This is a genomic window from Saccharothrix sp. S26 (assembly GCF_021390395.1).
GTDB lineage: Bacteria > Actinomycetota > Actinomycetes > Mycobacteriales > Pseudonocardiaceae > Actinosynnema.
On the sequence record NZ_JAJUWT010000009.1, the window covers coordinates 252,771 to 267,803 of the forward strand.

The 15,033-nt window shown below is 73.8% G+C and carries 14 protein-coding genes; 8 read left to right on the forward strand and 6 right to left on the reverse strand.

Annotation, left to right across the window (positions count from 1 at the left end; all coding sequences use genetic code 11):
• The first annotated feature begins 6 nt into the window (after positions 1-6).
• The 4 genes from LZG04_RS16825 to LZG04_RS16840 all read left to right on the forward strand — a co-directional run bounded on the left by LZG04_RS16825 (position 7) and on the right by LZG04_RS16840 (position 6,626).
• Positions 7-3,147 carry a tetratricopeptide repeat protein gene (locus LZG04_RS16825; protein ID WP_233817977.1) on the forward strand — a complete coding sequence of 1,047 codons (3,141 nt, stop codon included), beginning with the start codon at positions 7-9 and terminating at the stop codon, positions 3,145-3,147.
• A gap of 681 nt (positions 3,148-3,828) precedes the next feature.
• Complete coding sequence (locus LZG04_RS16830) at positions 3,829-4,518, forward strand: response regulator transcription factor (RefSeq protein ID WP_233817979.1); 690 nt, start codon at positions 3,829-3,831, stop codon at positions 4,516-4,518.
• Complete coding sequence (locus LZG04_RS16835; RefSeq protein WP_233817981.1) at positions 4,515-5,939, forward strand: HAMP domain-containing sensor histidine kinase; 1,425 nt, start codon at positions 4,515-4,517, stop codon at positions 5,937-5,939. Before LZG04_RS16830 ends, LZG04_RS16835 begins: the two co-directional genes overlap by 4 nt.
• A 114-nt stretch (positions 5,940-6,053) precedes the next feature.
• Positions 6,054-6,626, forward strand: coding sequence for a M15 family metallopeptidase (locus LZG04_RS16840; protein WP_233817983.1), 573 nt, complete (start codon positions 6,054-6,056; stop codon positions 6,624-6,626).
• A 10-nt stretch (positions 6,627-6,636) separates the two neighbouring features.
• Here LZG04_RS16840 and LZG04_RS16845 read toward each other — a convergent pair whose 3' ends face one another.
• Positions 6,637-6,960 (reverse strand): hypothetical protein, encoded by a 324-nt coding sequence (locus LZG04_RS16845; protein WP_233817985.1) that lies wholly within the window; start codon positions 6,958-6,960, stop codon positions 6,637-6,639.
• A gap of 139 nt (positions 6,961-7,099) precedes the next feature.
• On the opposite strand from LZG04_RS16845, the gene LZG04_RS16850 reads away from it, so the two are divergent.
• Both LZG04_RS16850 and LZG04_RS16855 read left to right on the forward strand, forming a co-directional pair.
• Complete coding sequence (locus LZG04_RS16850) at positions 7,100-7,906, forward strand: metalloregulator ArsR/SmtB family transcription factor (protein ID WP_233817986.1); 807 nt, start codon at positions 7,100-7,102, stop codon at positions 7,904-7,906.
• A 33-nt stretch (positions 7,907-7,939) separates the two neighbouring features.
• Complete coding sequence (locus LZG04_RS16855; protein WP_233817989.1) at positions 7,940-8,539, forward strand: dihydrofolate reductase family protein; 600 nt, start codon at positions 7,940-7,942, stop codon at positions 8,537-8,539.
• Positions 8,540-8,549: 10 nt separating this feature from the next.
• On the opposite strand, the gene LZG04_RS42580 is transcribed toward LZG04_RS16855, so the two are convergent.
• The 5 genes from LZG04_RS42580 to LZG04_RS16880 form a co-directional block, all read right to left on the reverse strand.
• Positions 8,550-9,395 carry a DUF4082 domain-containing protein gene (locus tag LZG04_RS42580; RefSeq protein WP_233817991.1) on the reverse strand — a complete coding sequence of 282 codons (846 nt, stop codon included), beginning with the start codon at positions 9,393-9,395 and terminating at the stop codon, positions 8,550-8,552.
• 83 nt (positions 9,396-9,478) lie between these two features.
• A complete protein-coding gene (locus LZG04_RS16865) occupies positions 9,479-10,534 on the reverse strand; it encodes an ABC transporter ATP-binding protein (protein WP_233817992.1) in 1,056 nt (351 codons plus the stop codon).
• Positions 10,534-11,337: a carbohydrate ABC transporter permease gene (locus LZG04_RS16870; protein ID WP_233817994.1), complete on the reverse strand. Its 804-nt coding sequence runs from the start codon at positions 11,335-11,337 to the stop codon at positions 10,534-10,536. Before LZG04_RS16870 ends, LZG04_RS16865 begins: the two co-directional genes overlap by 1 nt.
• Positions 11,338-11,351: 14 nt before the next feature.
• A complete protein-coding gene (locus LZG04_RS16875; protein WP_233817996.1) occupies positions 11,352-12,239 on the reverse strand; it encodes a carbohydrate ABC transporter permease in 888 nt (295 codons plus the stop codon).
• Complete coding sequence (locus LZG04_RS16880) at positions 12,220-13,611, reverse strand: extracellular solute-binding protein (RefSeq protein ID WP_233817998.1); 1,392 nt, start codon at positions 13,609-13,611, stop codon at positions 12,220-12,222. The genes LZG04_RS16875 and LZG04_RS16880 overlap by 20 nt, the downstream gene beginning before the upstream one ends.
• 147 nt (positions 13,612-13,758) lie before the next feature.
• On the opposite strand from LZG04_RS16880, the gene LZG04_RS16885 reads away from it, so the two are divergent.
• A complete protein-coding gene (locus tag LZG04_RS16885) occupies positions 13,759-14,097 on the forward strand; it encodes a PadR family transcriptional regulator (protein WP_233818000.1) in 339 nt (112 codons plus the stop codon).
• The gene (locus LZG04_RS16890) at positions 14,094-15,017 is read left to right on the forward strand and encodes a hypothetical protein (protein ID WP_233818002.1); all 924 of its coding nucleotides are present in this window, start codon (positions 14,094-14,096) and stop codon (positions 15,015-15,017) included. The genes LZG04_RS16885 and LZG04_RS16890 overlap by 4 nt, the downstream gene beginning before the upstream one ends.
• The last annotated feature ends 16 nt before the right edge of the window (positions 15,018-15,033 follow it).

The following is a 15,033-nucleotide window of genomic DNA, read 5'->3' on the forward strand; positions in this document are numbered from 1 at the left end:
CCGGTGGTGGGGCGGACGGCTCGGCGGGTGTTCGTCAGCCACACGTCCGAGCTGCGCCGCCAGCCGTCCGGCCGGTCGTTCGTCGACGCCGTCGAGTCGGCGGTGGCGAAGGCCCGGGACGCCGTGGTGGACATGGCGTACTTCCCGGCCCGGGACCGGCCGCCTGCCGCGGTGTGCGTCGAGGCCGTGGCGGCGGCGGACGTCTACGTCCTGGTGGCGGGCTTCCGGTACGGCTCGCCGGTGCGCGACCGGCCGGAGGTGTCCTACACCGAGCTGGAGTTCGAGGCGGCCGGCGAGTCGCGCTTGCCGCGCCTGGTGTTCCTGCTCGGTGACGACACCGAAGGACCGGCCGAGCTGATGCGGGACCTGGAGCACGGCCCCCGGCAGGAGCGGTTCCGGCAGCGGTTGCGCGACAGCGGGCTGACCGTCGCCACGGTGTCCTCACCCGGTGAGCTGGAAGCGGCCGTGCTGCACGCGTTGCTGGAGTTGCCGCGGCCCGGTGCCGCCGGCGTGCGCGTGGGCGTGCCGGCGATGCTCGCCGACGGGTTCCAGGCACGGGAGCAGGTCGAACGGCTGGACCGTCACGGCGGCGCGACGCTGGTGCTGTCCGGCAACGGCGGCATGGGCAAGACGCAACTGGCCGCGCACCACGCCGCCCGGCGGTGGGCCGACCCGGACCTGCGCCTGGCGATGTGGGTGTCGGCGAGCACGCGCGAGTCGGTCCTGTCGTCCTACGCGGAGGCCGCGAGCCGGGTGCTGGGCACGGCGTTCCCGAACCCGGAGGTGGCCGCGCTGCGGCTGCGCGAGTGGCTGGCCGGCTCCGGTGAGCGGTGGCTGGTCGTCCTGGACGACCTGCGCAGCCCCGAGCACCTGCACGACCTGTGGCCGCCGACCTCCCCGCACGGGCAGGTGCTGATCACCACGCGTCGCCGCGACCCCAGCCTGCTGCGGGCGGACCGCGAGCTGGTCGAGGTCGAGGTGTTCACCGCCGACGAGGCCGCGGCCTACCTGGCGGCGAAGCTCGCCCCGACACCGCACCTGTCACCGGGCGCGGCGGAGCTGGCCGAGGACTTGGAGCGCATACCGCTGGCCCTGGCGCAGGCCGTGGCCTACCTGGTCAACCGCGACCTGACGTGCGCGCGGTACCGCGACCGGCTCGCGGATCGACGCCGCACGCTGCGCGAGGTCCTGCCCGGACCCGACGAGTTCACCGACGACCACCGCGACGTCCTCGCCGCGACCTGGACGTTGTCGGTGGAGCTGGCCGACGGGCTCGACCCGGTCGGCGTGGCGGGTCACGTGATGCGGGTGGCGTCGCTGCTGGACCCGGCGGGCATCCCGGCCGAGGTGTTCGCCACCGGGGCGGTGACCGCGCACCTGAGCCGTGCGACGGGCCGTGAGGTGGACGCGGACGACACCAGGGACGCGTTGTGGTGCCTGCACCGGTTGAACCTGCTCACCTGGGACCGGGCGGCGCGGCACCGGGAGGTGCGGATGCACGCCTTGGTGCAGCGCGCCGCGCGTGAGGCGTTCGCGGCGGACGGGGGCGTGCTGGACGAGGTCGTGGACGCCGCCGCTCAGGCCCTCGACGAGGTGTGGCCGGAGTTCACCCGGGACGCGGACCTGGTGTCGGCCCTGCGCGCCAACACGGCCGCGTTGCGGGCGGTCGCGGAGTCCGAGTTGTGGGCGGTGGGCGCGCACGGGGTGCTGTGCCGGGCCGCCGACAGCCTCGGTGCGGCGGGCGCGGTCGATGACGCGCGGGTGCAGTTCGAAGCGTTGCGGGAACAAGCGGAGCGCCACCTGGGTTCGCGGCACGTCGAGACGCTCGTGATCCGCGCGAAGGCCGCGCAGTGGCTCGGCGAGACCGGTGACTTCGCCGGCGCGGCGGCCGCGACCGAGCAGGTGCTGCGGGACTGCGTCGACGTGCTGGGCCCCGATCACCCGCACACCCTCACGGCACGGGCCAACCTCGCGGTGTGGCTCGGCCAGAACGGCGACCTCGCCGGCGCCACCGCGACCACCGAGGAGCTGGTGCGGCGGGTCGGCCAGGCGGTCGGGCCGGACCACCCGGACGCGTTGATGGCGCGAGCCAACCTGGCCACCTGGCATGGCGAGGCGGGCGACACCGCGGCCGCGGTGACCGAGCTGGAGCAGTTGGTGGCCGACGCGACGCGGGCGCTGGGGCCCGACCACCCGCACACCCTCGTCAGCCGGGTCAAGCTGACCCGCTGGCTGGGCCAGGCCGGGCACGAGACCGCCGCCGCCCGGACCGAACAGCTGTTGGAGGACTTGATCAGGGTGTCCGGTCCGGACCACCCCGACACCCTCGTCACCCGCAGCAACCTCGCCCAGTGGCGGGGCGAGAGCAGCAGGGACGCGGCGGGCGCGGCCACCGAGCTGGCAGGGGTGGTGCGGGACATGACGAGGGTGTTGGGCCCCGGACACCCCGACACCCTCACCGCGCGCGACCACCTCGCCCACTGGCGGGGCCGTTCCGGTGACTCGGCCGGCGCGGTGGCGGCGTACGACGCGCTGGTGGAGGACTGCACCCGCCTCCTGGGCGCGGATCACCCGGCCACGCTGAGGGCACGCCACAACCGGGCGGGGCACCTGGGCGACGCCGGTGACGTGGCCGGCGCGCGAGCGGCCGCCGAACAGGTGCTGGCCGACAAGCTCAGGGTGCTGGGCCCGGACCACGTGCACACGCTGAGAGGACGGCACGTGCTCCTCTGGTGGCAGGCCAACGCGGGCGACCGGCCCGGCGCGGAGGCCGCCTGCGAACGACTGGTGGCCGACCTGACGCGGGTGTTGGGGCCGGACCACCACGACACGCTGTACGTCCGAGCGTCGGGCGCGAGGCTGCGGGCCGATGGCGGCGACCCGACCGCCGCGATCACCCTCGCGGAACCGCTGCTGGAGGACATGATCCGGGTGCTGGGCCTGCGCCACCACGACACCGTCGCGGTGCGCCGCCTGCTCGCCCACTGGCGAGGTCTCGCCGCGCGCCCCCGCCTCGACGACCGGTCCGGGCTCACCGACCGCTTCTGGCCCGGCGACCGATCCGGACTCACCAACCGGCTCGGGCACGGCGACAGGCCCCGGCGCAACCGATCCCGACCCGGCGACCAGCCTGGACTGACCGACTGATCCCGGCTCGACAACCACGCCGCGCGCCGCCACCCCTCCCAGCTCCGCAACCCGCCCCAACTCGGCGGCCAATCCGAGCGCGGCCACCAAACCGGCTCCGCGACCGGCCCGGGCTCAGCGGCCGATCCGGGCCTGACCACCGATCCCCGCGCTCCGCGACCGGTCCCCCGGCCGAATCCCGGGTCGGCGACCAGTCCGGGTTCGGCGATCAGCCCGGCTTGGCCGATCCCGGCCCGACACCCGCCCCCGCTCCGCGACCGATCCGAGCCCGACGACCAACCGCAGCCCGGCGACCAGTCCGGCGCGGCGACCGAACTGGCTCGGCGACCAGTCCGGGCTCAGCGGCCGATCCGGGCCTGACCACCGATCCCCGCGCTCCGCGACCGGTCCCCCGGCCGAATCCCGGGTCGGCGACCAGTCCGGGTTCGGCGATCAGCCCGGCTTGGCCGATCCCGGCCCGACACCCGCCCCCGCTCCGCGACCGATCCGAGCCCGACGACCAGCCCCAGCCCGGCGACCAGTCCGGCGCGGCGACCGAACTGGCTCGGCGACCAGTCCGGGATCGAGGGTTCCGGTGGGTTGCCGGTGGACGGTTCCGCGCACGTCGGCGGTGAGCCGTTCGGCGTAACGGTTGGTATACCGTGGGCCGCGAGGTCGTGTCGAGAGCGAGGAGTTCCACCGGTGTCGCGGTTGCTGCTCGTGGAGGACGACGCGACGCTGGCCGAAGCGCTGTCGCGCGCGTTGCGCGGGCTCGGCCACGAGGTGGAGGTGGCGGACACCGGCGAGCGGGCGCTGGAGGCCCTAGGCGACCGGCGCACGTCGACGGACCTGGTGCTGCTGGACGTGATGCTGCCCGGCGTGGACGGGTTCGAGGTGTGCCGTCGCATCCGCGCGACCGACACCGTCCCGGTGATCCTGCTGACCGCGCGCGGTGACGCCGTGGACGTCGTGGTGGGGTTGGAGTGCGGTGCCGACGACTACGTCGTGAAGCCGGTCGAGCCGCGGGTGCTCGACGCGCGGGTGAAGGCGATCCTGCGCCGGGCCGCGCCCGCGCCGTCGCCGAAGCCGCACGTGCACACCGTCGGCGACCTCGAACTGGACACCGTCGCGATGGTGGTGACCCGTGCCGGGGTCGAGCTGAACCTCACCTCCACGGAGCTGCGCCTGCTGATCGAGTTCGTGCAGCACGCGGGCCAGGTGCTGAGCAGGCAGGTGCTGCTGAAGCGGGTGTGGGACTACGGGTTCGCGGGCGACTCGCGCCTGGTGGACGCCGCCGTGGCCCGCCTGCGGGCGAAGATCGAGCCCGAACCGGCCAACCCCGTGCTGCTGCGCACCGTGCGGGGGTTCGGCTACCGCCTGGTCAAGCCGTGACGTGGCGGCCGGGGCTGCGGGCCGCCATCGTGCTCACCGTCGCGGTTGTCACGCTGGTCACGACGGTCGCCATGGCGTTGACGACCTACCAGTTGCAAGCGGGGGCCGCGCGGGAGCGCTTCGCCTCCTCGGCACAGGCCGCGTTCGACTCCGACGCCCAGCAGGCGCACCAGTTCCTCGTCCGCAGCACCGCGTTCGAGTCCGCCGTGGGCGGGGTGGCCGAGTACATGCGGGCCAGGCTCGGCCTGACGTGGGCGTTGGTCAACTTCACGCCGACATCCGGCCCCGTCTCCACCTCCGACGACGGTGGGTACGCGCCGGTGGCCGGCACGGGCGGGACGTTCCCCGGCCAGTTGCCCGCGCCCGAGGTGGACCGGGCTCGGCAGCAACGCGGTTCGGTGCGCTACCACGCGGACACCCCGGACGGGCCGCAGCTGGTGATCGTCGGCGAGGTGGAGCCGGGGTTGCTGCTGGCCGAGTTCTACAACACCCGCGGCCTCGACCGCGAGCTGGCCACCCTGCGCGACCGGTTGGCCGTCGTGGCGGCCGTGGTGGCGCTGCTCGGGGGCGCGTTGGGCGTGCTCGCGGCCCGCGTCGTCCAGCGCCGGGTGCGGACCGCGGCCGAGGCCGCCCGGCGCTTCGGGGACGGCGCGCTGGACACCCGGCTGCCGGTGCGGGGGCGTGACGAGCTGGCCGACCTCGCCGGGTCGTTCAACGCGATGGCGCAGCGGCTCGGCGAGTCCATCGAGCAACTGCGGCGCAAGGACCGGCAGCAGCGGCGGTTCGTCGCCGACGTGGCGCACGACCTGCGCACGCCGCTGGCGTCGATGATCGCGGCGGCGGACGGGCTGGGCAGCCCGGACGCCGCCGACCGCGCGCGGTCGGCGGAACTGCTCGGCGCGCAGGCCCGGCGGCTCGGGGCGCTGGTCGAGGACCTGCTGGAGGTGTCGCGGTTCGACGCGGGCGCGGCCGAGCTGCGGCCCGACGTCGTGGACCTGGCCGCGCTGGCCGAGGACGCCGTCCGGCTGAGCGCGCCGGACGTGGACGTCCCGGTCCGGCGCACGGGTGACGTGGTGCTGTTCGGCGACCCGCGCCGCCTGCACACGATCGTGCGCAACCTCGTGACCAACGCGGTCCGGCACGGCGAACCGCCGGTCGAGGTGATCGTCGACGGCACGCGGCCCGACGAGGTGCGCGTGGTCGTCGCCGACTCCGGACCGGGTCTGCCCGCCGACCTGGTCCCGGTGGTCTTCGACCGCTTCGTGCGCGGCGACCGCGCCCGCAGCCGCACGGAGGGCAGTGGTCTGGGGCTGGCCATCGCCCAGGAGAACGCCCGGTTGCACGGCGGCCGGCTGGACGTGCGCAACGACGGTGGAGCGGTGTTCACGCTGACCGTGCCGCGCGGTGAGCCGCCGCGCTGATCGCCGTTGTCACACAACGCGCACACAACACGCATGGCACGGGGACATCCCGCGGGCAGTGTCGGACCGGTCCGGACCGGCACGACAGTGAGGATGTCCATGTTCTGCCCTTCGGTGAGCGCACGTGCGGACGGTGACCGGCGATCGGGCCGACAGGCCCTGGCGGCGGTGGCCGGCGTGCTCGTGGTGGCGCTGTCGGCCTGCTCCCCCGAGTCCCCGATCGGGGCCCCCTGGCACGCCAAGGGGCGCGCGGCCGAGGACGGCAGCATCCCGGCCGACTCCAGCATCTCCCCCTACGACTCCGATCACCCCGCCATCGCCCGGCTGGACCCGGAGCTGCTGTCGGCGGTGCGGACGGCGGCGCAGGACGCTCGCGCGGCCGGCGTGGAGTTGCGGGTCACGTCGGGGTGGCGCAGCAAGGCCTACCAGCAACGCCTGCTCGACGACGCGGTCACCCGGTACGGCAGCCTGGAGGAGGCGCGGCGGCTGGTCAGCACGCCGGAGAAGTCGGCGCACGTGACCGGTGACGCCATCGACATCGGCCCGACCGACGCCGCCGACTGGCTGATCCGCCACGGTCGGGACTACGGCCTGTGCCAGACCTACGCCAACGAGATGTGGCACTTCGAGCTGTCGACCGCGCCGGGCGGCGAGTGCCCGGTCCCCCGCGACGACGCCGCCGGCTGACCGACACCCGTCACGAGCCGTCCGACGCGGCTTCCGGGCCGCATGGCTTCTCCAGCGGTCCGAGGTCGCGCCAGTTGAGCGACCACACCGCGACCTCGCCGCCCCGGACGTGCACCTGCGGGGGCACGCCGGCCAAACCGGCGGTCGGGTCGACCGGCGGCGCGGGCAGGGCGCCGAGGGTGGCTTCCAGCGCCGGGCCGAACTCCGGCGGGACGTCCCGCTTCGGCAGGGACGGCGGCGTGGTCGGGGTGGCGTCGCCTGGGCACGTGACGCGGACCGGGTCGCCCACCGCACCGTGCGCGTCGACGTGGATCCGCCAGACCGGGCGCGTCATCGGGCTCTCGGGTCCGTCGTGCGGCAGGCCGGCCGAACGCGACCAGCAAGCCCGTGCAAGGGGCGTAGACGCGCAGTGCCCAAGATCCGTCCAAGGTATTCCTTGACACGAATATTCTGCCTGGTGAATACTTCGAGCCATGGAACGGATCGCATCAGCACTGGGGGACGCGGCGCGGTGGCGCATCGTGCAACTCCTCGCCGAGCGGCCCCGTTCGGTCGGCGAGCTGGCCGAGCTGACCGGCTCCCGCCAACCGCAGACGACCAAGCACCTCCAGACGCTCGCCCGCGCCGGCCTGGTCACGGTCACGCCGCTCGGGCAGCGCCGGGTCTACGCGCTGGAGACCGAACCCCTGTCGGAGCTGGCGCGGCGGTTGCTGGCGCTGGTCGAGACCGGTGAGGCGCACGCGGGCGAGCGGGATGTCATCGCGCGCTACCGCGCCGCCATCGAGGCGGAGACCGCGGCGGCCGACCGGGACCGGTGGGCCGATGGGCGCACGTTCTCGTTCGAGCGCCTGCTGGCCGCGGACCGGGACGTCGTGTGGCGGCACTGGGTCGACCCGGCCCTGCTGGCGTCCTGGTGGGCGCCGCCGTCGATGACGATCACCGACTGCGTCGTGGAGCCGAGGACGGGCGGACGGGCCGTGCTGGACTTCCGCGACGCCGAGGGTCGGTACCGCTCCGAGGGCGTCGTGCACGCTGCGGAGGAACCGGCACGGCTCGTGTTCGACCTCTCGGTGCTGGACGCGGCGGGTGCGGTGTCGTTCACCGGCCACTACGACGTGGCACTCACCCAGGACGACGGCGGCACCCTGCTGCGGCTCGACCTGCGCATCACCGAGACGACCGTCGAGGCCGCTCCCCACATCGCCGGGATCGGCACCGGCTGGGGCCAGGTCCTCGACAACCTCGCCGCCGCTGTCGGCGCGTCGAAGCACACCACCTGAACACCACGCACGAACGGACAAGGAAAAGCGATCATGACGAACCCCACCGGCCGCAAGGTCACCGCGAACATCAGCCTCACCCTCGACGGGCGCTACCACGGCCCCGGCGGGCCCGGCGACCTCGGCGCGATCGTGCCGTACGCGGTCACCGAGGTCGCGCGCCGCCACCTCGCCCGCATCTGGGAGAACGCGACCACGGCCGTGCTGGGCCGCCGCAACGCCGAGGGCTTCCTGGGCTTCTGGCCTTCGGTCGCCGACGACGACAACGCCGACCCGCGTGACCGCGGCTACGCGAAGTGGCTGGTCGACGTGGAGAAGGTGGTCCTGTCGAGCAGCCTGGACCAGGCGCCGTGGGAACGCGCCCGCGTGGTGAACGCCCCCGCCGCGGAGGTCGTCACCCGGCTCAAGGCCGACGACGGGGGCGAGATCCTGGTGAACAGCAGCGCGAGCGTCATCAAGCCGCTGCTGGCGGCGGACCTGGTCGACCGGCTGTACCTCATGATCTGCCCCGAGATCGCCGGCGGCGGGCCGCGGCTGTTCGACGACGGCCTGCCGGGTTCGAAGTGGACGGTCACCCACCAGGAGATCGGCGAGCTGGGTGAGCTGGCCCTGGTCTACGACCGCGTGCGCTGACGGTCGACCCTCAGGTCAGCTCGAACGTGGGGTGCACCCAGTAGTTGCTGTCGTGCCACGTCTCGGTGGGGAATCCGCCGCCGTAGGAGTAGACACCGGCAGCCCGCCCCATCGTGTAGGGCGCGATCACCATCGCCGCGCTGAAGTAGTCCTCCGTCGAGGCGTACCCGCCCACCGGGGCGAAGTAGGAGACGACGTACTCCTGCCCCGCCGCCACCGGGACGCGGTTCGGGAACCGCACGTAGCTCACCGCCGTGTCCGACCCGGACACGGTCTCGGCGAGCAACGTCCCGGTCGCCGACCACAGGTGCACGGTCAACGGCCCGGTGTACGTGCCGCGGTGGACCATCGCGCCGGCGACGTACCCGGCGCGGTCGAAGCTCAGCCGCAGGCCCAGTTCCACCGCGGCCTGGTCCGGGTCGTCGCGCTCGGGCCGGTTCGGCAGCCAGGGCAGGGACAGCGTGCAGTACGGGCAGCGCAGGGCCGGCGGCGCGGCCGTGCCGCCGGCGAAGAACTCGTACGGGCCGTAAGCCTCGCTGACGTCCCGCGAGCTGGACGCACGCAGGTGGTAGGTGACCGGGCCCGGCTCCACCGGGGTGTAGTGGTGCAGCCAGCTCTCGTTGTGGTGCTCGGTCGGCAGCCACGTCCGGCCGTCGTCGAAGCTGATCTCGACGCCGGTGACGTCACCGGACTCGCCGTTGACGGCCGTGCCGGCGATCAGCACCGGCACGCCCACGGCGACCGTGGAGCCGTGCGTGGGCGTGTAGACCGCGGTCACGGGCGCGGCCTGGGCCGTTCCGGTCAGCAGCGGGCCGATCAGGAGCAGGGCGGCCGCCACGGCGAGGATTCGCTTCACGTCCCGGGGATCGATCACCCTCGGCCGCCCGTTACAGCGTCGGAGGTGTCCCGGGCGGGATTGCGCCGGACGGCCGCGCCCGTTCAGCCGTCGAGCAACCGGCCGTCCTGCGCGTCGTAGAACAGCAGGCGGCCCGGGGCAGCGGTGACGGTGAGCGACCGGCCCAGGGCGGGTTCGTCCTGTTCGGGCACGGTCAGGCTGATCAGCGTGCCGTCCGGGCAGTCGAGCGTCACCAGGGAGGACACCCCGAGGTTCTCCACCGCGGCCACGCGGCCGGTGATGCCGTCGTCGGCCACGGACAGGTATTCCGGCCGCACGCCCACCACGACCGGCGTGCCCTCGGCCAGGCCCGGCGGGCACGGCAGCCGCGCCCCGGCGCACTCGACGCGACCGTCACGGACCCTGCCGTCGACCAGGTTCATCGGGGTCGAGCCGATGAAGTTGGCCACGAACGTGTCGCCGGGCCGCTGGAACACCTCTCGCGGCGTGCCGAGCTGGCGGATCCGGCCCGCCTCCATCACCGCGATCCGGTCGGCCAGCGCCAACGCCTCGGCCTGGTCGTGCGTCACGAAGACGGTCGTGAGCGCCAGGTCGTGCTGCAACCGCTTGAGGAACGTCCTGGCCTCCAACCTCAGCCGGGCGTCCAGGTTGGACAGCGGCTCGTCGAGCAGCAGCACGTCGGCGCCGGCCGCGACGGCCCGGCCCAGCGCCGCGCGTTGTTGCTGGCCGCCGGACAGCTGCCCCGGCCTGCGGTCCAGCAGCGCCGACAGGCTCAGCCCTCGGGCCACGTCGGCGGCGGCTTCCCGTTGCCGCTCCTTGGGGGCGCGGCGCACGCGCAGCGGGTAGGCGATGTTCTCGGCCACGGTCATGTGCGGGAACAACGCGTAGTCCTGGAACACCATCGCCACCCCGCGCCGTCCCGGTGGCAGCGCCGTCACGTCCCGCGACCCGATCGCGACCGTGCCCGTCGCGGGCGGCTCCAGCCCGGCGATCGTGCGCAGCAACGTGGTCTTGCCGCAGCCCGACGGGCCGAGCAGCGCGAACAGCTCCCCGTCGGTCACCCGCAGGTCCAGTGCGTCCACCGCGCGCACCCCGTTCGGGTACACAGTGGACAGTCCCGTGACGTCGATGCCGGCCATCAGCTCTTGATCCCCCCGTGGAACCGGAACCCGTAGCGCTTGCTGACGACCAGGTACAGCACGACGACCGGGATCGAGTACAGCAGCGAGAACACCGGGATCACGGTCAGGTCGGCGCTGCCGCCCTCGTCCTGCAACGTCCGCATGAGCACCGCCGCGGGCTGTTTGCCGACGTCACGCAGCAGCAGGAACGGCAACAGGAAGTTGCCCCACGCGTTGACGAACGACCACACCAGGATCGTGGCGATGCCGGGCCGGGCGATCGGCAGCACGACGTGGCCCAGCACCTGCCGCGGTGACGCGCCGAACACCCGCGCGGACTCCTCGTACGAGCGCGGCACGGCGTCCACGAAGTCCTTCAGGATGAAGATGGCGGCGGGCAGCATCCCGCCCGCGATGGCCAGCGCCGTGCCGAACCGCGAGTCGATGAGCCCGAGCTGGAGCATCAGCACGAACAGCGGCACCATGGCCGCGGTGCCGGTCACCACGCTGGACAGCAACAGCAGCAGGTACAGCAGCGCGTCCCGGCCGGGGATGCGCACGCGGGACAACGCGTAGGCCGCCAGCGCGGCGAACGCCGTGGTCACCGCCGTCGCGACCAGGCACAGCACCAGCGAGTTGACCAGCGACCGCAGCGCGAACGGGTGGCGCAGGGTCGCGTGCACGTTCGACAACGTCCACTCCGGCCAGCGCAGGCCGAACCCCGGCCGCGCGTCGAACGGCGCACCCGCCAGCCACAGCATCGGCACCGCGAAGAACGCCAGCACCACCGCGACCAGCACGGAGAAGCCGATGCGGCGCACCACCCACCCCGGCGTCACGCGCGCCCGCGCAACAGCCGCAGGTACACCAGCGCCACCACCAGGTTCCCCACCAGCAGCAACGACGACATCGCCGACGCGTACCCGAGCCGACCGCTCTCCAGCGCCTGCCGGTAGATCAGCACGGGCAGCACCTCCGACTCGTGGTTGGGGCCGCCCGCGGTGAGCAGGAACGGCGTGAAGTCGTTGGCCGTCCACAGGCTGATCAGCAGCGTGTTGGTCAGCACGTGCCCGCGGATGTGCGGGAACACCGCGTCCCGGACGGTCTGCCACCCGCTCGCGCCGGCGAGCCGGGCGGTCTCCAGGTGCGACGGCGGCACGGCGGCCAGCGCTGAGGTGTACAGCAGCAGCGAGAACGCCGTGCCGCGCCAGGTGTTGAACACGATCAGGCTCGCCATCGGGTACTGCACCAGCCACGCCGTCCCCGGTCGGTCGAGCAGCAGGCCGAGCGTGCCGCCGTCCCGGCTCAGCACCGCGAACCACAGGTAGGCCACGACCGGGCCGGGCAGGATCCACGCCAGCAGCACGAACCCCTCGACGGTGCGGCGCAGCCCGGTCCGCACCCGGCGCAGCAGCCAGGCGAGCGCGAAGCCCAGCGCGTTCTGCCCGACGACCGCGGAGCCGAGCACGAACAGCGCGGTCAGCCACAGCGAGTTGCCGAACAGCGGGTCGCGCAGCGCGGTGGTGAAGTTGTCCGCGCCGACCACCCTCGGGTCGGCGGCGGCCGGTCCGGTCAGCCGGTAGTCGGTGATCCCGATGTAGAGCGTCCACAGCGCCGGGAACACCAGGAACACGCCGATCAGCAGCAGCGCCGGCGCGACGAACCCGATGGCCCGGGCCGTGCCGATCCCGGCGGGGTCGCGTTCAGCCGCCCGTGACGGCATCTTCGCCGACCGCCTCGACCAGCGCCTCGTGGTAGGAGCGCGCCGCCTCGTCCGGGCTGCGGCCGGACACCACGTCGGCGGTCGCCTGCTGCAACGCGGCCGACACCTTCGGGTAGTCCGCGAGGCCCGGCCGGTAGCGGGTGATCGGCAGCACGCGTTCGGCGACGAAGCGCAGCATCGGGTCGCCCGCCAGCACCTCGTCGTTCACGTCGGTGCGCTGGGTGACCTGCGCGCCGCCCGCCAGCGCGGACTTGACCGCCTCGGCCGAGTTGAGGAACTCCACCAGCTCCCACGCCTGGCGGGGGTACTCCGTGTTCGGGTTGACCACCCGGACACCGCCGCCGGACGTGCTCACGAAGTCCTGGCCGCCGACGCCCGCGCCCGGCACCCGCGCGGGGATCAGCGCCCAGCCGACCGCCGTGTCCCGGTCGGCCATCTTGGCCACGCCGGTGCGCGGCTCCACGACCGAGCGCCAGAAGTAGTCGCTCTCCAGCAGGATGCCGATCTTGTCGGCGGCGAACAGCGCGAACGACCGGTCGCGGCCCTTGGCCTCCTGCTGGAGGACCGGGTCGCCGAGCCCCTCGCGGTAGATGCGCTGGTAGAGCGACAGGACTTCCTTGACGCCCGCGGTCGCGCCCTGCCACTTGCCGTTCTCGTGCACGGTCGTGCCGGTGCCCGCCAGCGCGGGCAGCACGCCCTGCATGGTGGTGGCCTCGCCCATCGCGGTGCCGGCGTCGAGCTGGATCGGCCAGACGCCGGGCAGCGCCTTGAGCTTCGCGGCGGTGTCGAGCAGGTCGTCCCAGCTGCGAGGCTGCCAGTCGGTGGGCAGACCTGCCCGTGCGAACAGCTTCTTGTTGTAGAACAGCACCCGCCCGTCGGTGCCCATCGGCACGCCGTAGCGCTTGCCGTCGAACTCGCCGAGCCCTTGCACGGCGTCGGGGATCCGCCGCCAGCCGTCCCACGCGTCGACCTCGGCCGCGCCGACGACCTCGGCCAGCGGTCGGATGTGGCCCGCCTGGGCGAACTCGCCGAGCCAGATGCCGTCCAGCTCGACGACGTCGCCGCCACCGCCGGTCTGGAAGTCCAGCGCGACCTTCGTCTTGAAGTCCTCGTCGCCCGCGCCGTTCTGCTCGAACCGCACGGTGGCGTTGACGCCCTTGGCCCGCTGCGCCTCGGTGAACCGCGGGATGACCCAGTTCGCGATCCAGTCCGCGCCACGCGCGTTCTTGCCGCCCGCCACGGCGTTGGCGGTGATCGTGAGCGTGACGTCCTTGGCGTCGGCGTTGCGCGCGGGGTCGGCCTGCCTGCTCTGGCCGAGGCACCCGGCGAGCAGGCCCGCCACCGACAGCAGCACGATCGTGGTCCGCCTCATCGCGTCCCCCACGGGAGTTCACGCCATCACGTCACCCCCTCAACATGGCACTCCGACCGCCCGGCCGCAGCACGTCCGGCCCACATCACCCGTTTGACGGCCCACCCGGGCCTTGTGATGGTCAGGTGATCGGTATATACCGAACGCATGACCGACGCGGCGTTGCGGGAACCGACGTTCCTGATCCTCACGGCGCTGGCCGCCCGCCCGCAGCACGGTTACGGCATCCTGCTCGACGTCGAGGAGATCTCCGGCGGCCGCGTCAAGCTGCGCGCCGGCACGCTCTACACCGCGTTGGACCGGATGACCGCGGACGGCTGGGTGCGGGTCGACCGGGAGCAGGTCGTGGACGGCAGGCTCCGCCGCTACTACCGGCTGACCGACGAGGGGGCAGCCAGGCTGGAGGTCGAGGTGCGCAGGATGCGGGCACACACCCGGGCGGCCGAGCGCCGCTTGCGGCTCAGGCCGGCCGGTGGCACGGCGTGAGCGGGCTGGAACGGCGCTACCGGCGGCTGTTGTCGTGGTTCCCGCGCGATCACCGCGAGCGGCACGGCGAGGAGATGCTCGTGGTGCTGATGTCGGGCGCGGGTGAGCGGGAGCGACCGACCGCGCGGGACTTCGCCGACCTGCTGTGGGCCGCGGTGCGGCTGCACGCGCGGCGGGTGGTGGCGGCCGACGGCGGCGTCGACCCGCGGGACGTGCTGGCGGTCGTGAGCCTGCTCGGGCCGTTGGCGCTGGTGACCGGCGCGACCACCGGGCTGCACGAGGTCGCGTGGTGGGTCAGGGCGGGCGCGTTGACGCAAATGCCGTGGTCGACCCAGTTCCCGGACGCGCCGGTGTGGCTGCTGTGGGGCGTGGTGGCCGTGTTGGTGCTATGGGGATCGCGCCGTGCCGCCGCGGTCGTGGCGTGGGTGGCCACGGCCGGTTTCGTGCTCCTGGCGGCGTTCTACCCGGCCCAGCACTGGTGGCTCGGCGTGGACGCGGGGTGGGTGTTGGTCGGCCTGCTGACCGCGGCCGCGCTGACGTGGTCGCCGGGGCCGGTGCGCGGCCGTGAGCTGGTCGGCGGGCGGGCCGTCGTGGTGCTGGCCGTGACGGTCGCGGTGGCGGTGGGCTTGGGCGTGCTGGGACACCGGCTCTTGCCCGCCGAGTTGCTGCGGGTCGTCGTGCTGGTCGGCGGCACGCTGGCGGCGTGCGGCTCGCGGTCGCGCGTCGGCCGCCGGTCCGCGCTGGTCCTGCTGCTGCCGGTGGTGACCGCGGCGCTGGGCGTGGCGCAGTGGCTGGTGTTGGGCCGGATCCCGGTCGCGGCGGAGGTCGCGCTGTTCTACGGCCTGCCGGTCGTGGCGCTGCTGGCGCTGGGCGGGCTGCCGCGCCGCATCAGGCGTCGCCCCGACCAACCGGTCACGTGAGCGGCTGACGCGCGCG